Raw genomic sequence first — 26,217 nt, 5'->3', positions numbered from 1 at the left:
TGCCTTCTAGTCTGCCTTTTCTCATATTAGCAAAACTGTATAAAGTGACAAATACGCTTTTAGAAAGCTAAACGATTAAGTTATCTTTCTTATCTGATTACAGCCGGTCATTCATAAAGCAAAATATCAAATACCCTAAATAAGAGCCCCTCTTTTTCTTCATCAGATAAATCTGAGGCCAGGAATCTAAGTTTTAGGGCATTTTCTATATTTTTATTATTGCTATTGCCTTTCCGCGGGTTCCTTTTTGTATTCTCGGTAGTTTCATTAGTTGATGTCATTGCCTACACAATGGCCTACAAGATGAAATATGGGTAGGGAGGGAAACTTGCCTATTGAAGCAAACTAGAATGTTATAACCCTCTGTTACTATTGACATAATATCTACTATGTGTTATTATAAGCTCAATTCTTTAGCCATATAATCAATCCAAAAACACTTAATTAACAATCCCATAAGAAGCTAAGAGTCGATCAAAAAGAGGAAGAAATTCCTCTTTATTTTTAACTTCGCTCAATAAAACAGACTGCTCTATGCAGTTTTTTTATATCCCCTCATAGTTGCCTGTTCAGGCAACTTTCCCAGACTCCCTGAATTCGCGGAGGCTGATATTCTTCACCCATACGTTTCTTTGGAGAGTGTTTCAAGTCATGGAGATTAGTTCGCTTAACCACATCTGGAAATACAGAAAACGGAAGAGGCTAGGACAAAAACGCATAGCCTATCTACTCGGACATACTTGTTCGACGCAGTTTTCAAAGTGGGAAAGCGGGAAGATTCTCCCCAGTCTCGAGAATGCCCTGAAGCTTGCCTACATACTCGATGTTCCGGTCGAGCACCTTTTTGGGAACTTGTACAGGGATCTCGGAAGGGATCTGGAAAAGAAGGAGAAAGCACTCTTCGGAGGAGCTAAAAGGTCGTAAGAATTTATAAGCAGTTTTTAGTATGTCCTCCGCTCCCAGACAAATTCGCATACTCGCGCTCGATCTTGGAACTAAAGAAATAGGCTATGCCCTGCTTGAAGACGATATGCTTATGCGTTACGGGGTGCGGAATTTTAAGAAGAGAACGGAAAAACAGAGGAAGCCAACAGTTCCGGGGATTGATCTCGTCAAAACCTATAAGCCCGATGTAGTAATCTTGGGAAAACTGTCTCACCCAGAAAGAATAGGAAATCCAATGCTTAAAAAACTTGCAAACCGCATTATCCAATTTGCCCGGAAACAAGGTACCGTGGTCCATGAAATTGAATCCTCAACCGCAAGAAAGTTTCTCGTTAAAGACAGAAGACCAACAAAAATGAACACCGCCGTCCTTGTTGCTGCAACATATCCCGAACTCTCTGCGCGCCTTCCCCACAAGGGAAGGATTCTCTGGACTCAAAAGGATAAATACTGGATGAACATGTTCGATGCGTTAACGCTTGCTCTCGCTTATCTTCAAAAAAGAAAGAGGAGAAAAGCTGCCGCTACCTACTTAAACTTTAATAACAAAACAATATGACGGGGTTTTCTGAAGAATACCAACCCAATAATCTGTTGCCTGCAATTATAGAAACTATTAAGACGAATTTATCACTGGAAGGAGCGGTGAATGAATATGCCCTCTTATTCGATTCAGGAAACGGGCTTATAGGGCAATGCCCCTTTATTGGATGCAACGGCTCTATAGTTGTGAACAGCATCAATTCTTACTTCCATTGCGATAGCTGTGAGAGGAATGGAGATGTGCTGGGATTCATCATGGACATCGAGAACCTAACCCTCAGAGAAACGATCAAAGTTATCCTTAGCCGCTACGCAGGGCTATGAGTAACCACTATACACGAGACCAACTCAGGAATATAACGGACAGATTTGAAAGGCTCTTCACAGGAAGAAGAGACGCCTGGGGCGCTGTACACGGAGAGTGTGTAAGAGAGCCGGTTTCGCAAAGGAGCTATTTTCTGCATTTGATCGGAAAGGTTTCCCTGGGCGTTTATCCGCTGCTCGATAACGGCACTTGCCGGTTCGGGGCCATAGACATTGATAGGGATGATTTGGAATTAGTCCATCATATCAGGGAAGAGCTGTGGAATGTTGGTCTTAAGCCAACATTCATCGAACGCTCCAAGTCAAAAGGGTATCATATCTGGGTTTTCTTCTCCGAGCCTGTTGAAGCTCGAAAAATCAGACACGTATTGAATTCCGTCCTGTTGAAGCTAAAGGTTGCCCTGGAAGTATTTCCTAAACAGGATTACCTGAAGGAACGAGAAATCGGAAACTATATAAACCTTCCATATTTCGGAGGTCTGAGGAATACCCCTGAGCGAAGGGTGATTCTTGACGGCAAGAGTCTCACGCCGATCCCGCTCTCCGAATTTCTGCGTCTGGGCAAGAGCTCGTTAATCACCCCTGATATCGTTGAAGCCGTACTTGAGGAGCTCCCCGAAATGCCGGTTGTATCGAGTGAAACTAACGGAGAGATACTGGTTGTAAACGTATACAGCTTAGGCATAAGCGAAAGGGTGAGAAAGCTGATAGCAGGAGACTTTTTTCGGGGACCGGATAACAGTTTGGAAGTAAAGGACCCCGGAACAGGAGAAGTCGTCTCCTATCGTTCCCGTTCCGAAGCTGACGAAGCCATAATTGCATCACTTTTGAGCAAAGGTTACGGGGAAGATGAAATTGTAGGTGTGTTTGAGAAGTATCCCACGACGGGAAAGTACAGAGAAAAGGGGAACAGAAAAAAGCAATATTTGATGAAATCCATAGAAAATGCAAGGAAGTTTGTCGGGAATGCGAAAAGGGTAACAACGCCTTCTTTCCAAAGCGAGGCTATATCCAAAGGGAAGGATTCTACGGTGTACATTCCCTCCGCAATCCTCGGAGACGGACGAATAGCCGAAATGGTGTACGATCCTTACAAGAAAGAAACCGGATTTGCGGTTTTTAACGAAGGCGAGATCAGCTACGAAAGCAGATTGTCGATGGGAAATAAACTTCATCTTTCTCCCTATTCTCCGCGAAACAATCTCATCAAAAACGAGGTGATTCTTTTCCCCTCCGGAGCGGATGAGTACGAATCCGAGGAAAAGCTCATTGAAGAGATTAGGGCATTTATTCACGATTATGTTGACCTCTCTCCATTGTTTGAAAACATCTCCTCATACTACGTTCTTTTCAGCTGGATATATGACGACTTCAAAGAGCTCCCATACCTGAGGGTCATAGGAGACGCGGGAAGTGGAAAGACAAGATTCCTATTAACACTAGGCTCTCTTTGCTATAAGCCGATATTTGCAAGCGGAGCTTCCACCGTCTCACCAATCTTTCGAATACTCAATATATTCAAAGGTACATTAATCATAGACGAGGGAGATTTCAGGATGAGCGATGAAAAGGCAGAGATAGTGAAAATTCTTAACAACGGAAACGCGAAGGGTTTCCCGGTCCTGCGGAGCGAATCCATAAATGGAAAGGAGTTCAGCCCGAAGGCTTACCAGGTATTCGGTCCCAAGATAGTGGCAACGAGAGGGTTTTTTGAGGACAGAGCCTTAGAGTCCCGCTGCATTACTGAAGAGATGGGCCAGAGGAGACTGAGAGAGGACATTCCTATTAACCTTACTGACGAGCATAAAGAGAGGGCGGAGCGTCTGCGAAATAAGCTCCTGATGTTTCGGTTTAGAAATCTGGGGAAAAGGAAAGTGAATCCGGAGCTCGTCGACAGGACTATCGAGCCGAGGCTGAACCAGGTATTTGTTCCGCTCTTGAGTGTTATTGAGGATGAAAAAACCCGGTTGGATTTGAAAAGCATTGCCAGGGACTACCATAAGCAGATCGTAACTGAGCGCGGGATGGAGATGGAAGCCCAGGTGCTTGAGTGTATTCGGAGCCTTAGTGAATCGGATGAAGAGCCTTCTATAAAGGACATAACAAGGGAGTTTATCGAAAAATACGCGGAAGATTACACAAGGCAGATAACCCCCAAGTGGATAGGCAGCGTTATACGAAAGAAGCTCAAGCTTAAAACCGAGAAAACAAGGGAAGGCTTTGTAATACCAAAATCGGAGGAGCCAAAGCTTATGAGATTATATGAAAAGTATGGCATTGCGGAAGAAACCAGAATGAAAGATACAACTATGTTCAGCGAGGCAGGATTTTAGACGAGAATCCGGTCTTAAAACCCACAGCCTACCTTGTTGTATGTTCACAATGTTCACAAGTTCACCGATGGCTTTAAATAAGGATTTTTGAGGGGTGGCAGGTTATTAGGCAAACCCTGAATATTGGCTTCAATGAAGGGTTTGTGAACATGTGAACGTTGTGAACTTTGCAGGGGCCCCCAAGGGGGTTCGCATGATGAAAAATGCTTTCCGGGAACCTCCCTCCCCATAAGCTCTGCCTGGAGCAGAGAATCATAGACGGCAAATAACAAATAATATTCCAGAGGCGCGGCCAGCTTCTGACAAACCCGGGTAATTGAATGACGTAACAAGCTCATTAACAAAAAAAGCCGTTTCTTATTATGGGGAGGGAGGTCTCCAGAATGCAACTATCATTTCATAAATATAATCGTAAAGTTAGAAATAAAACCGTAAAACTAAATTTTCATGGAATAGCTTTTAGGAACCCCTTTTCAATTTATGAATTAGAGCTTCAAATATTTTTTTGCTTTCATCAGGCATTTCTCGAAATGACTTTATTAATTCAGCCTCTTTATCGGTTAAAAGAATCTTCTCCGTTATGTATTTCTCTCCCTTTCCCTCTTCAATCCATTGTTTCCGCACCCCAAACCGATACTCCATTGCAAGGAGAAAAAGATTAGATGGAACTCTCCTTCCTCCTTCAATTTCCGCTATGTAGGTATGTGTAACACCAAGCTCTTTCGCAAATTCCTTTTGAGTCTTACCCACATCATTCCGTACAGAACGTATTCTATCTTTCATATCAACACAGTTGATAAATAAGTTTGACAACTACAACAGAGTTGTATATAATAATTCTGGAGATTCCAAATTAAATTTGGAAAACAAGGGGATACTACTTTTGATCGACCGGGTAGTCAAGAGCAAACTCGCGCTGCGTGGTATGACTGTTAAAGACCTTGCCGAAGCCATTGAGGAACATTACAACTCGGTATTCGATGTCCTGCACGGCAAATGGGGTAAACGGAGGGGAAAAGTAGCGGTCCGGATTCTCAATAAGATCTCCAATTACCTCGATATTCCGGAAATTCATAAGGAGGAAAGCGATGAGACTGTGTAGAGCAGCGTTGGTGCTGCTTTTTTTATTTATAGGCTGTATTGAAGGGGACGACGGAACGGATGTCCCGCTTCCGGACGAAAAGGATTTCTGGCCATACAGTTATGTCGATGACCTTTTCACAAGCGGTGAAAGCGGAGCTGACGGGGTTGATCTCGTCATTGATACAGACAGAACATATAATGTCGCAACAGCGTGGCAGGATAGCAATGCAATACGAGCGTGCCGTAGCACTGTTGACCTAGTACGCGATTATTGGGACTGTGTAACCGTTGGGGAGAACGAGAGCCCCGAATTTGCATTTTTTGCAAGCATTTTCAATGACGGTATTTTTGATGTTATTTCCTGCGGAAAGGGCGGGATTCATCTTCATGTCGCTCCGAGGAAAGAGGATTATTTAAACCCAGAGATGTGGCAAACACATGTTATCCCCATCTCAGTGGCAGACAGTATGCGCCAGGAATGGGATGACGCTGCTTATGTGGATGTTGATCTAGACGGCCGCCCGGACATTATCGCTGGTGGAGATAAAGGAATCTTCGGTTGGTTTAAATCACCGGAGGACCCCTTGAATCTCGATGCATGGACGTTTTCCCCGATAGTGGATAAGAAGGATATGCGCTGGGAGATGGGGGTTACCGTAAGAGATATGGAAGGCGACGGCGATTTCGATGTCATAGTTCCTGATCGCGGGACCCACTCGCATGCCGGAGTTTCGTGGTTTGAAAATCCGGGGCCAGGTAATACACAAGAACTCTGGCCCAGACATGACATCATCTTGCGAAAAGAAGTCCGAATGATTGATGTTCATGACATAGATGGTAACGGCATTGAGGACGTCGTCATAGCCGCAAAGAAGCCACCAGAAATCATTATTGCGCTCCGCTTAGACGAAAGTGGTCTGAATTGGGACATAATAAGGATTCCGGTTGGGAAGTTCGGTGGATTTCCAAAAGACGTTGCAGTTGGTGATATTGATCTTGATGGAAGGTTGGACATTGCAGCTACACCAGGAGACCAAAAGAATAGGGGGAAGGGGGTTTATTACTTAACACAAAGAGATACTGATATATATACGAGCGAATGGGATTATCACCCGATTAACCCATTAGGGGCGAAAGACGACAATATACTCCTATACGACTTTGATTTAGATGGCGATCTGGATTTGATGACGGCGACCGAGGTCCCGGATTTAGGGGTAATTATATTTTGGAATAAAACTATCCAATAAAAATGTAGAAACATCCGTTTCTACTTTGCGTGCCGTATACGGATTCCGCTATTTTTCTACCTTAGCTCCCTATCATTATCGCTACGCTTAAAATAAACCCATTGACATTTTCTGCGGAAAGGAGTAGAAAGATTTATTATTAATTAAGAGAGGGGGTAGTATTTTAAAGGGTGTTTATGATAACGACAGAGGAATGCACAAGCTAATACAAAATAACTAATAATGACAGAAAGTTAAGCAGAAAATATTATTCAGCACTCACCTTTTCTACTCCAATTATTTTTCTTTTTCTGCCTCAGCCACCCCTAAAACCCACTCTCCCAATTCCTATCTTTGGGAGGCAAGCATGGAAAAACCCGTTCAGATAAAAAGCCCTTTATTTGCCGCATTTATGTCCGCTTTAATCCCCGGACTCGGTCAGCTCTATAACGGTCAAACAGGGATGGGAATCCTCTATATTGCCCTAGGCCTGGTCTCAATCCCTCTCATATTCATTCTCGTAGGCTACTTCTTATACGCTATAGTCTGGGTCATCGCCGTCATTACAGCTTACACCGGGGCTCAAAGGATTAACCGGGTTTTCGCGACTCAAATGCAGCCTCAAAAGCCTGAGAAACTGGAATAGGGCGGCAGACGTCCTTGTCATGCATGGGAGGAATTAGTGGGTATCCGGGGTAAAAAAAGAGTTATTGCCTTTGGCTATATTCTCGGCTCGACCTTGCTCTTGATCATCATTGCCTCGGTAATTGGGAACGATGGCGCATGGGTATTCTTTGGCTTTCTTATTCTTATCAACCTGATAGCCTCTCGCTGGATCATCCGCTCCCTTCACAGGTCACTGATAGCCGTTGCCAAATGTTCTCACTGCGGGACCATGCTTGACCTTTATGGCAAATGGAAATGCACCTGCGGATATGTATCGCCCCGGCATGCGTTTGATACGTGCAAGAATTGCAAAGGGTCTTTCTGGTACATCCCATGCCCTAAGTGCGAGGTAGCAATTGACATCTGAGAACGATATAGACATACCAGGGAGAAAACTTGTAAAGCAAGAATACCTCCCTCTTAGAATTGGTGATGAGCTCTACACCCCGCCAAAAACGGTTGAGATAAAGACCGTCTCACAGGCAAAAGAATTAAAACTTGAAGCAGAGATGACCCGTGGAATGGGCGGCAGCATTATCTTCAACGATTTCGTGTCATTGGAGCCTCCGTTTTCAAAATATACGTATGGAGAGCTCACCCCAGCCGATCTCTACCTCATGGGAATTTCAAAGCCCTTTGAGCCAAGCCCGCTTTATAGATGGCTCAATCGAAATAGAGAGTATGTCAATCCTTTTGTTCCTGAGTATTACATCCCTGAGGGGGAGGAGAAATTCATACGGATTTTTCGCTCGAAAGATGAAGAAATAAGCCAGGGGATATCTATGCAATTCCTTCTTTCATTGCGGGAAGACTTTCATCCAACAAGCTTTGAGATTGTAGGATCTCATGAGAATATCTTGATGCAGTTCTATTGCAGGTCCCCGCACTTCAAGCATCTCATTGGTCAGCTCCTCACTCACTTCCCGCATACGAACTTCGTAGAATCAACCGATCTATTATCTGACATCTTCCCTGGATTCGCTTCTCCCCCAAAAGAAGACAAAAATGGATGCATGATAAGGGAATACATTCTTTCAAATACCCATTTCTGCTCTTTAAAGGTGCTCCAGAACTTTAACATAGACCCGCTTGGCGTGGTCATGGGGGCATTTGAAGAACTTGGTGAAGATGAATTCGGAGCCCTTCAGATCATTTTGGTTCCTGTAAGGCATAACTGGGCGCTTAATATTCTTACGGCTGCTCGGCACGAATTTAACCCGTCGCAGCCCTCAATAGCTGAGCCTAATATTCTCGAGATGGCAAAGCAGAAGACCAAATCCCCCTTGTTTGCAATCTGTTTGAATGTGATCGCGTCTAATGACCATATAGCCCAAAGGCTTGAAGGATTCTTAAACCAGTTCTCAACCACATTTCAGAGGTTTGAGAGATTCCCCGGGTATTTGCTCTACGATCCCGGTGAGCTTATTGATTGTGTTAGAAACCGCGCGAGCCGTAGGTTCGGCATGCTCCTCAACGCTGAAGAGCTTGTATCACTTGTTCATCTTCCATCGAGCGCCGTCCACTCAGAAAAGCTTGAAGAGGTAACAACCCGAACCAAAGCATGTCCTGATATTGCCCTCGGACACAAGCTCGTTCTTGGGGAGAATCTTCATCGGGGAGAGAAAAAGACCGTTACCTTGCATCCCGATCACAGAAGTAAACATATGTATGTGATAGGTGCGTCAGGAACGGGGAAAACCAATCTCATTCTCAATATGATAGTTCAAGATATTCAGAATGGTGAGGGTGTGGCAGTTCTTGACCCGCACGGAGACCTTATCGATCAGCAGATTCTTCCGCGAATACCGGAAGACAGGTTCAAAGACGTGATACTGTTTGACCCGTCTGACGAGGATTACCCTATCGGCTTTAACATACTCCATGCCCATACGGAACATGAAAAGACCCTCTTGGCTTCAGACCTCACTTCTATATTGCGAAGGTTTTCGTCGAGCTGGGGCGATCAGATGAACTCTGTCCTTTCAAATGCAATACTCGCGTTGATTGAGAGTCCTAAAGGAGGAACATTGCGAGACCTGAGGAGGTTTCTGGTGGATGAGGATTTCAGGGAGGAGTATCTTGATACGGTACAGGATGAAGAGATAGTGTTCTATTGGAGAAGAGAATTTCCCCTTCTTGCGGGGAGGCCGGAAGGCTCAGTTCTTACAAGGCTCGATACGTTCCTGAGACCCAAGATCATACGCAATATCGTATCTCAGAAAGCGAACAGGCTTGATTTCAGATCGATCATGGATGAAGGGAAGATACTCCTCTGCAGGCTTTCTCACGGGGGTATCGGGGAAGAGAACGCATACACCCTTGGGGCGCTCCTTGTCTCAAAGCTCCAGCATACCGTAATGACACGGCAGGAGGTGGAAGAAGCAGAGCGAAGAAATTTCTACCTCTATATCGATGAGTTTCAAAATTTCATCACTAAATCCATGGAATCCATCCTTTCAGGCGCACGGAAATACAGACTTGGTCTAATATTAGCCCATCAGGAGCTCATGCAAATCTGGGGAAAAGACAGGGAGGTGGCATCCTCTGTTATCTCAAACCCATTTACACGAGTGTGCTTCAGACTCGGGGACTCTGATGCACGAAAACTGTCTGAAGGATTTTCATCATTTGATGCGAAAGACCTTCAGAATTTAAGCATAGGGGAGGCGGTAGCCAGGATTGATAGGGCAGAATACGATTTTAACCTCTCTACATTTCCTCCCCCCGAGATGCCCTCGGATGACATTGCCAAGGCAAGAAAAGAAATCATACGTCAGATGTCACGGAATACATACGCTACAAAACGCGAGGATATAGAAAGAGAGCTCAAAGATCAACGGCAACAAGAATGGCATGTGCCCAAAGACATAGATGATTTTTACGAGAAGGAATAGGGGTATGAAGGAAAGGAGAAGAGCGTGGACTGAAAGAGTGCCGGAGGAAAGGCTTGAGCTGAGTCCAAGGGACTTAGAGATATTACGATCACTATACACCTATCGCTTTTTAACCTCGACACAGCTTGCAAAGATGTTTTTTTCTTCAAAGAGCTTTGCGGACAGGCGCTTACGGAAGCTATACGATCACGGGTTCCTGGATAGAATTCAGAGGCCCGTGACCGAAGGGAAAAGCGAGCTTCTCTACTCGCTCTGGACCGAAGGAGCACGGGTGCTCTCCAAAAAGCTCAATATGTCCAGGCAAGAGCTTGGATGGTCAAAGAGCAAAAACCGGGTACGTGGGGAGTTCCTCGAACATGAGCTCGAAGTAACACGATTCAGGTTAACGATAGAGGAGGCCTGCAAGAATAACGAAGGCTATTCGCTCATGGAATGGAGGAACAAGGAGGAGCTCAAATATAAAAAAGGAAACATCTCATATGGAGAAAAGGTCCGGGAAAGAGGAAAAAACATCATTCTCATTCCTGATGCTTATTTTGTGTTACAAACTCCAAAGGGAACCGCACACTTTTTCCTTGAGGTTGACAGGTATACGGAGACAGCATCTAAAGTATTTAAACGGAAGATGAAGGGTTATAAGATGTACCTTGAACGGGGGCTTTTTAGGGATAGGTTTAGTGGCAAAAATTTCAGAGTACTCATTGTAACTACAAATAATACGAGGCTGAAGTCTCTCATCAAAGTTACAGGCGAACTAGGGTTAGGGATAATGTATTGGTTTACTACTTCCAATTTGATTAGTCCCGAAAAGATCTTAGGAGAAGTATGGATAAGGGGTGATGCACCAGAAGAGCTAATGGCAATCTAATGCTTACATTGATTATGCTTTTAATCTAAAGTCCTTCGAGACTAGCGTGTCAAGCAAGAAATCTTTTTAAGCAGTTGATAGAGTCGATAAATATTTTCAAAGGGGGGGATGTTAAAATGAAGCAAGAAGTTATAAAACTTGTCCATTTATCTGATCTACACTTTGGCAGAGAAGATGAGGATAAAAAAGCAAGCATTTTAGAAGACCTACATGAGGAAAGCCCTGATATTATAGTAATTACTGGAGATATTCTTGACTTCCCTTATTCTAGTTTTTATAAGAGCGCACAAGATTTTTATAATAAGCTAGTGAGTATAACTGGGAATAATGTGTTTTGCGTTCCGGGTAATCATGATTTAACGAGAATACCTTTATTGAAAAGAAAGTTTAAAAGTAGCTTTGGTGAAGCCGGTACATTCGGTAGGTTTATAACGATTAATCATATGGATCTATTCATAGCAGGCATTGACACTTCTGATATTTGGAACTTTTTCACGACAAAGGGGAAAATAAGGAAAAGCGATTGGGAATCAGTTGAGAATATAATCAATATGGTAAAACAGGATAAAGGAGAATCTAGGTTTAATAGTAGCTATAAGATTTTTCTTTTACATCATCATCCGCTGCCTACAAAAGACGACAAATCTGAGGGAATTCTTTATCTGAAAGAATCAGGCAAATTTTTGGCCTTCTTAGTAGATGAGGGCTTTGACCTTGTTCTACATGGGCATAAACATGATCCAATTGAACAATTGCTTAGTTACAATGTTGGTGGTGAAGGAGAGGAGCTAGTTATTTTGTCTGCAGGTACGAGCATGAGGAAGGAAAACGATAGTAATGCATGGAGAATGGGTACCAAGTCAAGTTATTATGTTATAAGTCTTTATAAAGACTTTTACATAGTTGACAAAAAGAATTATTTCTATGATGTGAATAAATTTAAGAGAACAAAAGAGTTTGTAAGGAAGAGAGGCATCAACCCTTATAAAGTATATGATCTTGAACTGAAATACACAGTTGCTGCTAATGGGGATTTGCTTTGTGATGGAGAAGAAAAAATAGCAAGCAACCTTAACTGTGAAATAAATGAGCTACATGTATATATAGGAGTAACAGATAGATGTCCAACTATTAATGATGATTCTGAATTGGGACTCAGTGTTAAAAGAAAAAATGAGGAGTTAGAAACAACTAAAATTCATCAGTCAGATTTTACAAGAAGATTTGTGGCGAGGTTGGTAAAAGGTGAAGGTATTAAAGAAATGCCCGAATTGATAAAATTTCATTGGAAATGGCCTGGGGGGTGGAATGATTTAGTAAAAGACGGAGTTTCTAAATGCGGTTACAGAGATCCGCGTAGAGATATTGGTCGTCTTACAATTAAAATCAATCTCAATGAAAAATTTGGAAAGCTAAAGGATATTAAGGTGTTTCATCCAAAACCAGAGTCTCTTAATATAAATGGAAACATCGCTTCCTTTAGCTTCAACGAAGTTAAGAAAAACACAATTATTGATTACAAAGTATCAATTTAAACAGGTTCTATAGGACCCCTTGGTCCTTTTTTGTATGTAAACTTAACCATAAGTTTAATGGGGAAAATTGTTCTAAGATTGAAAAGCTAGATTCCCTTATAATTGAAAGAATCAATCAAAGCTAAATTCGACCTTTATGGTGCAAAACTTCCAAAATATTTGTTATCAGAACACTGGTTATTTGCTATCACACAGGTTCTATAGGCCCACTGGGACCACACATATATTATCACCATCCTTTATTTGTTATTATAATATTAGCACGTACTTAGAATTCGAGTCAAGTAGAGTTTTAAATACTATGAATTGAACTTTTCGAATAATTACGTAATATTTCTATAGGTTATTAAATTCATACGTAGGAGGTGACTAATTAAAAAAGTAATTCGCAATAAATTTGCGGGGAGGTGATATGGGATTTCATGCAAGAGCCGTTTGTTGATGTTGTTGACCTTGCGCAATTTTTAAAAGTGAAGAAACAAACCGCATATCACATTGTAGCCACCCTGAATATACCTCACTACAGGGTCGGCAGGCTGATTCGATTCAAGCTTAGTGAGATTGAAGAATGGATGAATAAGAATAAGGCCAAGTTGTTGAATGTGCCTTATGGCAAATTAGATAATATTTAAGAAGCATTTTCCCGAAGATTTATAATCCCAACAAACACGGGGCTACTTGGTAGCCCCTTTTATTATCAAGGAATAGCAAATAACCATCCGTAATTTTTCAAGATATGGTAATAATGCCCCGCCCATTAGTGTTCAGTACGGAATTGACATTTGCGGGCTAGTATGTATTTTGTAAACGAGCATACTCGAGAAAATGTAATGAAAAATAATAAGCTCAAGAAACAGGTAATGATATAATGTTCAAATTATACTGATGGTAATCAACAACGGAAACATCAGTTTCGATAGTAGGGTAAACTTTTGAATTTCATGAACCGCAAACGAGACTACGTACACTTGCGTCATTATTATAATATCCTAATCCCATTACTTTTATTATTCCAAATAACCCTTCCAGGGATCGTATTATGTTTTGGTGCTGATGGGCATATAGCCTTAGAGAATAAAAATGTGGGCTATTGCTGCGGATCTATTTCAATTTCTATGAATACTCAACAATCTGATTTAAAAACCATAGGCTACTCAGAATCCACTCACTGTGGCGATTGTACTGATATCCGCATTTCCGAAAATAGTTCAGGAAAAAAGGTTGTTTCTTCAAATGAGTTAGAATCACATATAGGCATATATGCTTTTGTGGTATATGTATTGTCGCTACCTATGTTTGAAGAAACTTCAATGAAAAAAACTCTAATTCAAGAATCTCCCAAAACTAATCCAAGTCTGGATTCACTCCAAACCACAATTCTTATCTGTTAAATCCTCACAAGTTTTTTACCTTTTCCCCAGCTCGGCAAGCGGGTCCGACAATTGTGCGCCCGATAAGCCGGCATATCCGGGTCTTAGTTCTTCAATTTGTCGAGGAGAAATCACATGTTGGCAGAAGCATTTGGGATGATTGTGCGTGAAGATTTATTGAGATCAAGCAAGAACGTCAAGACCATCACGTTAATCCTATATCATATTACAATCATAATAATTCTTTGGGGTTCTCATGCCATAGCTCAGGAGAACAAAGCTCAGAGAAAATACAGCATCGACGAATTAACGGAGATGGCGATTGATAAGAATCCGTCTTTATCCTCGGCTATCTCCAGTATCGATATCGCAAAGGGGGATCTTAGAGCCTCAAGGGCTTATCCAAACCCGGAGGTTGAATTCTTTTTAGATAGAGGCAGGTCTCGAGAGAACAATAATACGGACGCGGAGTACGGCATTGCAGTAACACAGCCCGTGGAATGGCCTCTCAAACGTCGCTACAGAGGAAAAGTCGCCGAGGAGGAAATAAAGGTCACCGAATTTGAAAAAGATGCAGTTCAGACTGAGCTTATTTTTACCACTAAAGAGCTTTTCTATTCGATTCTCCTTGCTAAAAAAGATGTTGAAATCTCAAAACAGAATCTGGATACGAGTAAGTCTCTACTTTCCATTATTGAGCGCAAAGTCGAGTTTGGCGAATCCAGAGAGTTAGATTTAATTAAAGCTAAAGTTGAGACCTTAAAATTCGAGAGAGAGCTAATTCGTGCAGAGTCGAACCTAGGTGCTGTAAAGGCAATTTTAATCAGATTTCTCGGAGGGTCCCTGGAAAAGAATTTTGATGTTGAGGGAGAGCTTTTGCCTCCTTCTACAATATACAGCATTGATGAGATAGCTGAGAAAGTTTCCACTTTTAATCCTCAACTAAAGGCCCAAGAAGCTGAAGTCAAGCGCGCGGGGTTTTCAATACTGGAGCAAAAACATATGATAGTCCCTGATATTTTCCTTCAGGGTTTTTACGATAAAGAAATCGACAAGACCGACCTGGGAGGGGGCATCGGGATAAGTATTCCGTTCTGGTACCAGAATCAGGGAGGGATACAAAGCGCAAAGGCCGAGGAACGAAAGGCGGCTTCAGACCTGAGACTTCTCGAGATTGAAACCGGAAACCTTATAGACGATGAATACAAGAATTATAAAATCGCTTTTGAGCAGTCAAAAATATTCTCGGAAGAGTTATTAAGCCAGGCAAAACGCTCGCTCGAGATAGCCGAGTTCAGCTACGAACAAGGCGAAACAGAACTCTTGGATGTTCTCGACGCTCTTAGAACATACCGCGATACACTCAGGGAATACTATCAGGTCCTCTACGAGTTTTATGTAACGGAAATCACATTAGAAAAGATTGCAGGGGGTAATCTGTAATGACTGTAACAACATTTCTAAAATCAAGAACTAAATATGCACTCTTGAGTGTTCTGTTTTCGTTTTTTTTGATTTACTTAGCCTCGTGCAACAAAGATGGTGAAACCGGCAACGGAAATGAAGCAAACGAAGAGACGCCCACAAATCTAATTCAACTCAAATCAATGGAAGAAGCGAATCTTGAGATTGAAGAGGTCTCTTTAAAGTCCCTTAAGAGCATCCTGCAATTGCCGGGGGAAGTTCAGTTCAATGAAAACAAGCTTGCCCATGTCGGCTCCCGCGTCCCTGGAAGAATCATCGAGGTCAGAGCCAATTTAGGAGACAAAGTGAACGAGGGCGACAGCCTAACCGTAATAGACAGCACAGAATTAGGAACGACCCAATCAGAGTATCTAAAAGCAAAGGCAAATCTCCAGGCGCAAGAGAAATCATACGCAAGAGCAAAAAAACTCCTAGAAGGTAAGGCTATATCCCTCGGCGAGTACCAAAAACGCGAAGCGGAATACATGACCGTGAGAGCGGAATTCAAAGCCGCGGAGGACACGCTTCATCTTTTAGGATTAAGTGAAGCCGAGGTAAAACAAATTGGGGGTGAGCACATAATCAATTCTCAAGTTGCAGTCAGGGCTCCCTTTTCCGGTACAGTTGTTGAAAGGCATGCAACCCTCGGTGAAGTTATCGAACCGGCAACAAAGCTATTTACAATCGCAGACCTGTCAACACTTTGGGTTATCGCTGACGTACCTGAAAAAGATATCTCCCGGGTTAAGATCGGGCTCCCCGTAGAAATAAAAGTTTCCCCGTATCCCGATGATGTATTTAAAGGAAATCTCACTTATGTAGGAGACCAGGTTGACCCTTCAACGCGCACCGTAAAGGCGAGAGCAGAGGTAGATAATTCTTTAGGAAAACTCAAGCCTGAAATGTTCGCCACGATTTTCATAACTACGGAAGTTGTTTCGGATGTCCTCGCGATTCCCGGAGAAGCGGTTCAAACGGATGGGAATAAAATAATCGTGTTTCTTGACAAGGGAAATGGTAGGTTTGAGAAAAGAGAGGTTTCTCTGGGAAGACAAATCGACGGCTTTTATCAAGTAATCGATGGTGTTACGACGGGTGAGAAGATAGTTACAAAAGGAAGTTTTCTGCTCAAATCCGAAGCCCAGAAGAGTGAATTGGTGGAAGAATAACATGATAGACAGAATTATAACGTTCGCCCTCCAGCAGAGGTTCCTCGTCATAGTTTTTACGATTCTTCTCATCGGTCTCGGGGTTTACTCGGCAAGGAAACTCCCTATCGATGCCTTCCCCGACGTTACAAATATTCAGGTACAGATAATAAGCCGAGCCGAGGGGATGGCCCCTACGGAGGTTGAAAAACTGGTGAGCTTTCCGATTGAAGTGACTATGACCGGACTTCCTAAAGTAACGGAGGTAAGGTCTCTGTCAAAGTTCGGGCTTTCCTTGGTTACCGTGGTCTTTGAAGATGATATGGATACCTATTTCGCACGTCAGCTCGTGTTTGAGAGGCTCCAGCAGGCTAAAGAGAACCTTCCTCCGGGGGTCGACGCCGAGATGGGGCCCATCTCTACCGGCCTTGGAGAGATTTATCAGTACGTGGTTGAAGGCGACGGCTTGAGCCCTATGGAACTCAGAACGATACAGGATTGGATTATAAGGCCGATTCTACGCACAGTTCCCGGAGCAACCGATGTCAACAGCTTCGGCGGATTCGTAAAGCAGTACCAGGTTTTCATTGATCCCGAAAAACTCATTAGCCATAACCTTACGCTCCGTGAAGTTTTTGAAGCTGTGGAAAGCAATAACGCAAACGCAGGAGGAAACTTCATTGAGCATAACTCCGAGCAATACATAGTTCGCGGACTGGGCCTGGTTAAGAGCCTAGATGATTTGGGAAATATCATCATTACCTCACACGATGGGACCCCTATATACGTAAGAGATGTAGCCGATGTAACTATAGGCCCTGAAATAAGACAGGGCGCCGTCTCCAAAGACGGCAAAGGAGAGGTTGTAACGGGAATTGTGCTGATGCTCAAAGGAGCGAGCGGCAGGGAAGTAGTGACCAACGTAAAAGAAAAAGTACGGGAGATTCAAAAAACACTTCCGACTGGTGTTACCATCGAGCCTTTCTACGACAGGACGGATTTAGTGCAAAGAGCCATACATACCGTTATTAAAGCGCTTGAAGAAGGGGCTGTTTTCATATTCCTGGTTCTCCTTATCTTTTTAGGAAATTTCCGTTCTGCGATCATTGTCGGAGCCGTCTTGCCCCTCTCCGCCCTTTTTACGTTCATCATGATGAGATCGTTTAATCTCTCCGCAAATCTCATGTCACTCGGGGGGCTCGCAATAGGCATCGGAATGCTCGTGGACGGTGCAATAGTGATGGTTGAAAATATATACCGACACCTGGAAGAAAACCCGGAATCGAGGAGAGACATACTCCGCACGGTGCTCGACGCTGCTAAAGAGGTGGGCAGACCCATAGTCTTTGGAGTTCTAATAATCATTGTGGTTTTTCTGCCGCTCTTCACGCTTCAAGGAATTGAGGGAAAGATGTTCTCTCCCATGGCCTTTACGGTAAGTTTCGCGCTTCTGGGGTCGCTCATCTTTTCTCTAACCGTGATACCGATATTATGCACGTTCTTATTCGGAGAAAAAAGCTCCCGATCCGATAATGCCTCTTTCCGCATATCGAGAGTCTCAGAATCCTTTAAAAAAGCGAGCAGCTTATTAGAATCATTATCGAACAGGATTATCGTTTCTCTTAAAAACTTTTACATCCCGATTCTAAAAAAAGCCCTACGACGTAGAAAGCTCGTAGTAGGAGGAGCGGTATCGGCGCTTGTTCTAAGCCTCGCTCTCTTTCCCTTTATAGGAACGGAGTTTTTACCGCAGCTAAATGAGGGGTCAATTGCCATCCAAGCGTTCCGCCTGCCGAGTATTTCACTTACGGAGTCCCTTGAGATTTCCGGGCAGATTGAAAGCACCCTCATGAAATTTCCGGAAGTCGAAGCTGTGGTTTCCAAGACCGGACGGGCTGAAATTGCTTCAGACCCGATGGGTGTGGACATAAGCGACATTATCGTAAACCTAACACCCCAAAGAAACTGGAAAACCGCAGAGACCAACGAAGAGCTGGTTGAGAAAATGAGAGAGAAGCTCTCTTTAATTCCGGGCGTAGCTTTCAGCTTCTCACAGCCTATAGCCCTTAGGGTAGACGAACTCATTTCAGGCGTAAAATCGCAGATCGCAATAAAGATCTTCGGCGAGGATATAGAAGTGCTGAAAAACAAAGCCGAGGAGGTCAGGAGGGTGGTATCAAAAATAAAAGGAGTCGAAGATTTAAATGTTGAGCGTGTATCCGGTCTTCAATACTTGCAGGTAGAGATAGACAGGTCCGAAATAGCAAGGTACGGCATCAACGTTTCAGACATCCAAGAGATAGTTGAGACCGCAATAGGCGGTAAAGTTGCAACCGAGGTGTTCGAGGGACAAAAGAGATTCGGAGTCCTCGTTAGGTTTCCGGGAGATGCGAGAAAAGACGTAAATACCATAAAAAATATCCTTGTAAGCGCTCCGGACGGCGCCCGGATTCCTCTTGAGCAGCTTGCCAGAGTCTATCTGGAGGAGGGACCTTCGCAGGTAAGCAGAGAGAACGGACAGCGAAGAATCGTTATTGAATGTAACGTCGAAGGAAGGGACGTAGGGGGATTTGTTGCTGAAGCTCAAAAGAAGATAGCTTCCCAGGTGGAACTGTCACCAGGGTATTTTATCGACTGGGGAGGACAATTCGAGAACCAGCAAAGGGCTATGGCGAGGCTCTACATCGTTGTGCCGCTGGTGATTCTACTCATATTCATCCTGCTCTTCAGCACATTTAATTCCTTAAAGAACGCCCTCCTGATCATCATGAACATCCCGTTCGCCGTTATAGGCGGGATACTCGCGCTTTTTATCTCCGGCCTCTATCTGAGCGTATCTGCCTCCGTCGGGTTCATAGCACTTTTCGGAGTAGCGGTACTAAACGGTATTGTTATGGTTTCCTACTTTAACCAGTTAAGACATGAAGGGACAGCTTTGGAAGAAGCTGTTATCCGAGGAGCAGAGCTGAGACTCAGACCCGTTCTTATGACGGCCCTGGTTGCGAGTCTCGGGCTGGTTCCTATGCTCCTGGCTACAGGTCCAGGTTCAGAGATACAAAAACCGCTTGCGACGGTTGTGATCGGGGGTCTCATTACATCGACATTGCTTACACTGTTAGTGCTTCCAGTAATATACAGCTGGATGGAAATAGAAAAAGCTGAAGTAGAAATTTAATTCAAGGAGGTTTGGCTATGAAAGAGATCAAAGCAATTATACAGCCATTCATGCTCTCGAAAGTCATCAACGCGTTGAAAGAGAGGGAGGATTTACCGGGTGTAACAGTCTCGGAGATAAAGGGTTTTGGTAAGGCGCGGGCAGAAGGGGCACAAAATATAATTGTTGAGGACTTGATAGGTTATGTCAAAAGAATCAAATTGGAAATCGTAGTACCGGATGCCATTGCAGATGAAGTAGTAAACATAATTTCCACACATGCGCGTACCGGGCGTGCTGGTGACGGAAAGATATTCGTGTATACGGTTGACGAAGTGGTAAAGATAAGGACGGGAGAAAGGGGAGAAAGGGCTATTTAGCATTACACCACTCAATAATAATTAAGAGGTAAGAAGGAAATATATCAAACGGAGGTATTAATTATGAGTAGATTAATTGTGTGTTTTGTGATCGTTGTGTCAATGATTTCTTATTCGTATGCCTATCCTGCAAGGCCACAGCAGGACGAAGCATTTCAAAATAGTACTAGCTCAAAAGAAAAGCAATCTGAATTAACTGGTGGAATGGCACCTAAGATGAGCAAGATTGTCGACGCTCTACTTATCAATGCTAACACTCTTCAACTTACGGAAAAGCAAAAAAAATCACTATCAATGATTCCAGATAAATATGTCTACCCATTGAGAAAGAAAGAAGCGGATTATGACATCGCTCGCATGAAGGTCAATAACCTGATGCAAGACCCAACTTTCGATCCCGCTCAAGCTAAGAAAGAAACGAAAATACTGGAAGAAACGGCTCTTGATATGGCTAATATATCGATAGACGCATTGGCGGAGATAAGAAGCGCTATCGGTCTAGAAAATTTTAAGACGATTTTATCTATGCTGGGTCAAAAAGAGAAGAATTAAATTCATAAGAAGACAGCTATTGAGATAAAATTACCTTAGAAATGAACAAACAAGTCAAAATGAGACTGATACGGGAGTAAATTTTGTGAATAAGAAAGAAATGTTTGAAGGTAATTGGTATGAACATCCTCCCTTGCGTAACGCCTTGATTGCAGGTCTGATAACCGGAATTGCATTTCTTATTTCTCATATTGATAGGATGATCCCTCCATCTTTTGAAATCTCAATCTACATTATTGCTATTATCTTAGGCGGCTACCACTGGGCAAGAGAAGGGATTGATGAATTATTGGAAGAAAGGGAAATTGGGATCGAGATTCTTATGATGGGAGCCGTTGTGGGATCAGCTATATTAGGAATGTGGGATGAAGCTGCTTTCCTCGTATTTCTCTACGGATCAGCTGAAGGAATTGAAGAGTATACCTTTGCGAAGGCGAGAAGTTCCATTAGAAAACTTCTTGATCTTGCACCAAAAGAGGCCAGAATTCTCAAAAATGGAGATGTATCTACAATAAGGGCAGAAGACTTAAAGATAGACGATGTCTTTCTTGTTCGTCCTGGTGAGTCTATTCCAACAGACGGTCTCATCGAAAAAGGACGATCAAGTATAAATGAAGCACCCGTGACGGGAGAGTCAATTCCTGTTGAAAAGAGAGAAGGAATGAAAGTATTTGCCGGTACAATTAATCAAGAAGGGGCACTACAAATTAAGGTAACTGCTTCTTTTGAAGATAATACTCTCTCAAAGATGATCCATCTTGTTGAGGAGGCTCAAGAAAAGAAAGGAAAAGCGCAGCTTTTTATTGAGAAATTCGGAAATAAATATAGCCCCTTGGTTCTATTGACTTCGTTGTTATTAATTGTAGTGCCTTTTTTTTTGGGATGGGATGTTTACAAATGGGCGATTCGCGCGGTCGTGCTTTTAGTTGCAGCAGCTCCATGTGCACTCGTTATGTCCACTCCTGTTGCAATTGCCGCAGGGATTGGGACAGCCGGAAGGCAGGGTGTGCTTATAAAGGGCGGTATGTATTTGGAAGCCCTCGGTAAAATCAAAGCTGTTGCATTTGATAAAACGGGAACATTAACAAAAGGGAAGCCCGTTGTAACGGATGTACTAGCACTTAACGGGGATCAGGACCACGTATTAAAAATGGCATATAGCATAGAAAGACTGTCTGAACATCCGTTAGCTCAAGCAATTGTAGGGGAAGCTGAAAAACGGAAATTAAAATCATTAGAGGTCACAAATTTTGAATCACTCACCGGTGCAGGAGTGAAAGCCAGTCTTAATAACGAAGTCTATTACATAGGGAAGCCAGCTCTTTTTGAGGAGCTCGGCTTCAACCTTGATAACGAAAGGAATGATGTTAAGAAACTGACGGAGGAGGGAAAAACCATTATACTGATAGGAGCTTTAGGCAAAATTTCTGGGATTATAGCTCTAAGAGACGAAATAAGACCTCAAGCAAAACAGATTATCAGAGATCTGCATAATATGGGAATTAAAATAATAATGCTCACCGGAGATAATCAAAACACCGCCGAGGCAATCGCAAAAGAACTCGGTATTGATGAACTCATGGCAAACCTCAAGCCCGAAGACAAGATTAAAGCTATAGAAGATATGGAAGAAAAATATGGCGCTGTGGCTATGATTGGTGACGGGATAAATGATGCTCCGGCTTTGGCGCACGCAACCGTTGGAATAGCCATGGGGACCGCAGGTACTGATGCTGCTATCGAAGCCGCTGACGTGGCGTTAATGGCTGATGACATAACAAAAGTTTCTTATGCAATACATCTCGGAAAGAGAGCAAAAAAGATAGGTCTTCAAAATATTGTGTTTTCTTTGTTGATACTAATTGTCCTTATACCTTCAGCACTTATAGGTATAATGACAGTTGCTATTGCAGTATTTTTTCATGAGATCTCTGAGCTTATAGCTGTAGCAAATGGACTGCGTGTTGCAAGTATCAGGGAGTAAATTCACGGGTTAGCCAAATGAAAATTAGCTATTGATGCCGCGGCGTTGCTGAACGCTCACGGCTCTATGCCGCTCCTACACAGAGATAAAAATATTTGCTATTCAACAAAGCTTAATTTAGAATTTTAAATGCAGATTTATAAAGTATTCGATGAAAGCGCGGTCCAGGTAATCATGAATTCACGTAATATGTGTGCACTGAGTTTGGCTATCGTTATCCTTCTGGTAATGCAATCAATACCGGGTGTCGCCTTCTGTCTAGATAAGGACGGGAAAGCCTCTGTGGAGAATTATTTCAAGGGTCTTTGTTGCGAGCTGGTTGCGGTACATAAACTTAATAAAAGCACGGTTCACATGCTTACCGAAAGTTGTTCCATGACGGGTGAGTGCGACTCGTGCCTCGATATCCATGCTTCCGTGATAGCTACTCAAGATGATGTCCTTTCTCAGAACAAAATGGATTTAGAGATCGGTAGGCACACATTCGCTGCATACATATTACCGGTATCCCTGTATCATTATACATTGAATAGAACAGCATTCATTAAAGAACTGCCGAAAATAAACTCTTCTCTCGAATCTTTACAAACCACAATACTTACCTGTTAAACCTCTGCCTATCCTACCTTTAGGGTCGGTCAGGTTAATATTATCCCGATCCGTAGAAAACTACCTTTGGCATATTTGTGCTTCAAAAAAGCGAATTGTCTGCATATAGAAAAATCGCTGAAAAATGTATAAGCCAGAATTAAAATAGGAGGCGATACTAATGAAAAAGTCAATGCTAATCTTAGCGGCTCTCATGATAAGCCTGCTCGTTCTTTCTCTCAATAGACAAGTTTCGACGAGCGCCACTGAGGAAGTGGATATTACCGAGTTGATTAAAACTGCAAAAACCCCGGAGGACCACATTAAGATCGCAGAATATTACGAAGAACAGAGGGCCATCATGGAAAAGCAGGCAAGTCTGCACGAGTCAATGGCTGAGGCTTACGAGGGAACAAAGATGACCGGCATGACCAACCACTGCGAGAATCTGTCAAAGGAATTTAAACAATCCGCTGAGCAATATAAAGCTATGGCGGAGGAGCACGAAAAGATGGCTCAGGAGATGCAGAGCCAACAGCCTCAGTAAAAGGAGAACTCTCCTGGAGTGAGAACTATCTCAGATCTTCAGTACCTGGGGATAGCAACAAAAATTGTTTTAAAGTGTTAAATGTTATACGAAGAGCTAACAATTTACGTATAGACAAATTAGCTGAAAATTGGGTGGGCTAATAAAAATAGGAGGGAACAAAAATGAAGAAAACCATAACCTTATTGGCGGTAGTTTCTATCCTTAGCTTTCTGACAACTGAGTCTTTTCCCCAACAAGGAATGATGTGGCAAGGGAGCGGTGGTTGGGGTATGGGTGGGCAATACTGTGGTATGTATAACACACAAACTATCGAGACAATCAGCGGTGAAGTTGTAAGTGTAGATAAATTTACACCAATGCCGGGGATGAGCAGCGGCATACGTATGATGATGAAAACGGATAAGGAGACATTATCCGTCCATCTGGGGCCCGCCTGGTACATTGAAAACCAAGACTTTAAAATTGAGCCAAATGATAAAGTCATAGTCAAAGGCTCAAGAATTACCTTTGGGGGACAACCTGCCATCATGGCGGCCCAAGTAAGAAATGGGGACAAGGTCCTTACACTCTGGAGCGCAAATGGTTATCCACTCTGGAGCGGAAGTGACTGTTGTGGATGGTAGTGGTTTGACTAAGATCCATACAACTTCAGCATAAGATTCTAAAAGGGCCAATATAAGGAGAACACTTATATGTATCCGACACTTCTCAAGATAGGCGATTTTACCATATCGTCCTGGGGTGTTATGGTAGCAATCGCATTTTTAACGGCTTACAAGATTTCTGATCTCGAGTTTAAAAGAAAGGGTATAAACAAGAATCTATTAGAGCCGTTATTGTTCGCCAGTTTAATAGGCGGGTTGGTAGGAGCAAAAATCCTTTTTTTAATGGAGAATGTATCTTTAATAGAATTCATACAACAACCCACATCATATCTAGCATCTGGTTTTACTTTTCTTGGCGGATTCTTGGGCGCCCTCTTAGTGGTTTTACTTTTTTTATGGTTGAAAAAAGTGAGTTTTTGGCTCATTGCCGATGCAATAATACCAGCCACTGCTATCGGCTACGGTATCGGAAGAATAGGCTGTTTTTTAGTGGGGGATGACTATGGAGTCCCATCTAATTTACCCTTCGCTATGGCATTTCCTGACGGCGTTCTTCCAACAACTGTCAAGGTACATCCCACTCAATTATATGAATCCTTTATCATGCTAGGAGTTTTTATAATACTCTGGAAACTACGTAAAGTTCCTGCTCCCATTGGCTGGTTGAGCTCGATTGGTTTTATCCTCATCGGGCTTGAGAGATTTTTTATCGAGTTTATCCGGGTTACAACTCCGAGCCCTATTTCAGGACTCAGCATTGCTCAATTTATGTCGCTGGCAATAATAGCCGCCGGTCTAATTAAGATAATCCAGATTAGAAAAGCTGTTTATAGTGTTCATTAAGGTCTAATCGAATAAGCGATGAGCTATGACCTAGTATTAAGTCAAGCACTATGATTTTATAGGAGATATTCATGACAGGAAATTGGGTTATGGATGGAGGAATGGGTATCTGGATGCTTTTCAATATGGTCTTCTGGATTCTCGTGATCATTGGCATTGTTCTGCTTGCGGTATGGATTGCCCGCACGGCAGGAAGTGGTGAGCGTGGGAAGGTTGAGGAATCGGCTCTAGATATCTTGAAAAAGCGCTATGCACGTGGAGAAATCAACAAAGTGGAATATGAAGAAAAGAAGCGAGATTTATCATAGTTAGAAGGGGGATAGTCATGGGCAGAATTCGCTTATTCATAATTTCTATTACTTTCATTTCAGTTTTAATCTCAGGCATTTTCATAACAACACAGATCGTGCATTCACAACAGCAATGTTGTGGAATGATGAATCAGAACCATATGGAGATGATGCAGGATATGATGGGTGGACGCCTGCCGCCTGGAATCGAGCCGGAGGATCTGCCCGCCCCCGAAAGCAGAGGAGCTAAACTGTTAGTACGTTACTGTACACAATGCCATAACCTTCCCAGTCCCGCTATGCACACATCGGGGGAATGGCCGGAAGTAGCACAGAGAATGTTCGCTCGGTTAAATATGATGTCAGGTATGAATGAGGAATGGATGGGTATGATGTGGATGAAAGCGCCAACCGTTGAAGAACAAGAAATTATAGTATCATACTTAAAGTCTAATTCTCTTAAACCGGTGGCTCCTGGCTTGTTACCCTCACCTGTATCATCGGGTGCAATCGCTTTTAAGAGTGTATGTTCCCAGTGTCACGCATTACCCGACCCCGAACTTCATAACGCTGAAGAATGGCCGGGAGTTGTTGAGCGCATGAGGGTCAACATGCAGGTGATGGGTAAGCCGGTAATAACGGAAGAGGAGAAGGGGGAAATAGTCAGCTACTTATCCAAATATGCAAAATAACAGAATCGAATAACAATAAAATTCGTTAATATGAAGTAACTAGTCAGTCAACTCAGAATGTAAATCTTTGAGCTTATGTATCGGGGAGAATTTATTTACTCTAACGAAGATCAAATTTTAGATATATGCGATCAAAGAATAGTCAAAGAATCATACGAAACAAATTATAGATCTTGA

The 26,217-nt window shown here is 42.9% G+C and carries 25 protein-coding genes; 23 read left to right on the top strand and 2 right to left on the bottom strand.

Translation table 11 applies throughout. The annotated features are described in order from the left end of the window. Nucleotides 1-107: 107 nt before the first annotated feature. The gene (locus tag AB1598_03830; GenBank protein MEW6144132.1) at nt 108-281 is read right to left on the bottom strand and encodes a hypothetical protein; all 174 of its coding nucleotides are present in this window, start codon (nt 279-281) and stop codon (nt 108-110) included. Between the two features lie 370 nt (nt 282-651). Here AB1598_03830 and AB1598_03825 point away from each other — a divergent pair, with 370 nt between their 5' ends. The 4 genes from AB1598_03825 to AB1598_03810 are packed head-to-tail and all read left to right on the top strand — an operon-like array spanning nt 652 to nt 4,145. After that, a complete protein-coding gene (locus AB1598_03825; GenBank protein MEW6144131.1) occupies nt 652-924 on the top strand; it encodes a helix-turn-helix transcriptional regulator in 273 nt (90 codons plus the stop codon). A gap of 22 nt (nt 925-946) precedes the next feature. Beyond that, nucleotides 947-1,504: a hypothetical protein gene (locus tag AB1598_03820; GenBank protein ID MEW6144130.1), complete on the top strand. Its 558-nt coding sequence runs from the start codon at nt 947-949 to the stop codon at nt 1,502-1,504. Continuing rightward, nucleotides 1,501-1,812: a CHC2 zinc finger domain-containing protein gene (locus tag AB1598_03815; protein MEW6144129.1), complete on the top strand. Its 312-nt coding sequence runs from the start codon at nt 1,501-1,503 to the stop codon at nt 1,810-1,812. The genes AB1598_03820 and AB1598_03815 overlap by 4 nt, the downstream gene beginning before the upstream one ends. Continuing rightward, nucleotides 1,809-4,145, top strand: a complete 2,337-nt coding sequence (locus tag AB1598_03810; GenBank protein ID MEW6144128.1) for a hypothetical protein — start codon at nt 1,809-1,811, stop codon at nt 4,143-4,145. Before AB1598_03815 ends, AB1598_03810 begins: the two co-directional genes overlap by 4 nt. A gap of 459 nt (nt 4,146-4,604) precedes the next feature. On the opposite strand, the gene AB1598_03805 is transcribed toward AB1598_03810, so the two are convergent. After that, nucleotides 4,605-4,928 carry a helix-turn-helix transcriptional regulator gene (locus AB1598_03805; GenBank protein MEW6144127.1) on the bottom strand — a complete coding sequence of 108 codons (324 nt, stop codon included), beginning with the start codon at nt 4,926-4,928 and terminating at the stop codon, nt 4,605-4,607. A 100-nt stretch (nt 4,929-5,028) separates the two neighbouring features. Here AB1598_03805 and AB1598_03800 point away from each other — a divergent pair, with 100 nt between their 5' ends. The 19 genes from AB1598_03800 (at nt 5,029) to AB1598_03710 (ending at nt 26,040) form a co-directional block, all read left to right on the top strand. Next, nucleotides 5,029-5,247, top strand: coding sequence for a hypothetical protein (locus tag AB1598_03800; protein ID MEW6144126.1), 219 nt, complete (start codon nt 5,029-5,031; stop codon nt 5,245-5,247). Further along, on the top strand, nt 5,234-6,478 hold the full coding sequence (locus tag AB1598_03795; GenBank protein ID MEW6144125.1) for a VCBS repeat-containing protein: 1,245 nt from the start codon (nt 5,234-5,236) through the stop codon (nt 6,476-6,478). Before AB1598_03800 ends, AB1598_03795 begins: the two co-directional genes overlap by 14 nt. A gap of 346 nt (nt 6,479-6,824) precedes the next feature. After that, complete coding sequence (locus tag AB1598_03790) at nt 6,825-7,103, top strand: hypothetical protein (protein MEW6144124.1); 279 nt, start codon at nt 6,825-6,827, stop codon at nt 7,101-7,103. Nucleotides 7,104-7,479: 376 nt separating this feature from the next. Next, nucleotides 7,480-10,017, top strand: a complete 2,538-nt coding sequence (locus AB1598_03785) for a type IV secretion system DNA-binding domain-containing protein (GenBank protein ID MEW6144123.1) — start codon at nt 7,480-7,482, stop codon at nt 10,015-10,017. Between the two features lie 4 nt (nt 10,018-10,021). Continuing rightward, nucleotides 10,022-10,885: a replication-relaxation family protein gene (locus AB1598_03780; protein ID MEW6144122.1), complete on the top strand. Its 864-nt coding sequence runs from the start codon at nt 10,022-10,024 to the stop codon at nt 10,883-10,885. A gap of 116 nt (nt 10,886-11,001) precedes the next feature. Then, entirely contained in the window at nt 11,002-12,420 is a 1,419-nt protein-coding gene (locus AB1598_03775) for a metallophosphoesterase (GenBank protein ID MEW6144121.1), read from the top strand. Nucleotides 12,421-12,842: 422 nt separating this feature from the next. Then, nucleotides 12,843-13,052 (top strand): helix-turn-helix domain-containing protein, encoded by a 210-nt coding sequence (locus tag AB1598_03770; protein ID MEW6144120.1) that lies wholly within the window; start codon nt 12,843-12,845, stop codon nt 13,050-13,052. Nucleotides 13,053-13,361: 309 nt separating this feature from the next. Beyond that, a complete protein-coding gene (locus AB1598_03765; protein ID MEW6144119.1) occupies nt 13,362-13,811 on the top strand; it encodes a hypothetical protein in 450 nt (149 codons plus the stop codon). Nucleotides 13,812-13,925: 114 nt separating this feature from the next. Then, a complete protein-coding gene (locus AB1598_03760; GenBank protein ID MEW6144118.1) occupies nt 13,926-15,233 on the top strand; it encodes a TolC family protein in 1,308 nt (435 codons plus the stop codon). Beyond that, nucleotides 15,233-16,423: an efflux RND transporter periplasmic adaptor subunit gene (locus AB1598_03755; protein MEW6144117.1), complete on the top strand. Its 1,191-nt coding sequence runs from the start codon at nt 15,233-15,235 to the stop codon at nt 16,421-16,423. The genes AB1598_03760 and AB1598_03755 overlap by 1 nt, the downstream gene beginning before the upstream one ends. A gap of 1 nt (nt 16,424) precedes the next feature. After that, nucleotides 16,425-19,577 carry an efflux RND transporter permease subunit gene (locus AB1598_03750; GenBank protein MEW6144116.1) on the top strand — a complete coding sequence of 1,051 codons (3,153 nt, stop codon included), beginning with the start codon at nt 16,425-16,427 and terminating at the stop codon, nt 19,575-19,577. A gap of 17 nt (nt 19,578-19,594) precedes the next feature. Next, nucleotides 19,595-19,936 (top strand): P-II family nitrogen regulator, encoded by a 342-nt coding sequence (locus AB1598_03745; protein MEW6144115.1) that lies wholly within the window; start codon nt 19,595-19,597, stop codon nt 19,934-19,936. A 63-nt stretch (nt 19,937-19,999) separates the two neighbouring features. Next, nucleotides 20,000-20,488, top strand: a complete 489-nt coding sequence (locus AB1598_03740; protein ID MEW6144114.1) for a hypothetical protein — start codon at nt 20,000-20,002, stop codon at nt 20,486-20,488. Between the two features lie 85 nt (nt 20,489-20,573). Further along, the gene (locus AB1598_03735) at nt 20,574-22,472 is read left to right on the top strand and encodes a cation-translocating P-type ATPase (protein ID MEW6144113.1); all 1,899 of its coding nucleotides are present in this window, start codon (nt 20,574-20,576) and stop codon (nt 22,470-22,472) included. Between the two features lie 769 nt (nt 22,473-23,241). Then, nucleotides 23,242-23,607, top strand: a complete 366-nt coding sequence (locus AB1598_03730) for a hypothetical protein (GenBank protein ID MEW6144112.1) — start codon at nt 23,242-23,244, stop codon at nt 23,605-23,607. Nucleotides 23,608-23,771: 164 nt separating this feature from the next. Further along, a complete protein-coding gene (locus AB1598_03725) occupies nt 23,772-24,233 on the top strand; it encodes a DNA-binding protein (protein ID MEW6144111.1) in 462 nt (153 codons plus the stop codon). A gap of 69 nt (nt 24,234-24,302) precedes the next feature. Beyond that, entirely contained in the window at nt 24,303-25,058 is a 756-nt protein-coding gene (locus AB1598_03720; protein ID MEW6144110.1) for a prolipoprotein diacylglyceryl transferase, read from the top strand. A 71-nt stretch (nt 25,059-25,129) separates the two neighbouring features. After that, nucleotides 25,130-25,366, top strand: a complete 237-nt coding sequence (locus tag AB1598_03715) for an SHOCT domain-containing protein (GenBank protein ID MEW6144109.1) — start codon at nt 25,130-25,132, stop codon at nt 25,364-25,366. 350 nt (nt 25,367-25,716) lie between these two features. Beyond that, nucleotides 25,717-26,040, top strand: coding sequence for a hypothetical protein (locus tag AB1598_03710; GenBank protein MEW6144108.1), 324 nt, complete (start codon nt 25,717-25,719; stop codon nt 26,038-26,040). Nucleotides 26,041-26,217 lie beyond the last annotated feature (177 nt).

It is taken from the genome of Thermodesulfobacteriota bacterium, from assembly GCA_040754335.1.
In the GTDB taxonomy this organism is placed as follows: Bacteria; Desulfobacterota_D; UBA1144; order Nemesobacterales; family UBA2774; genus 2-12-FULL-53-21.
This window is presented reverse-complemented; position numbering and strand designations above follow the sequence as displayed.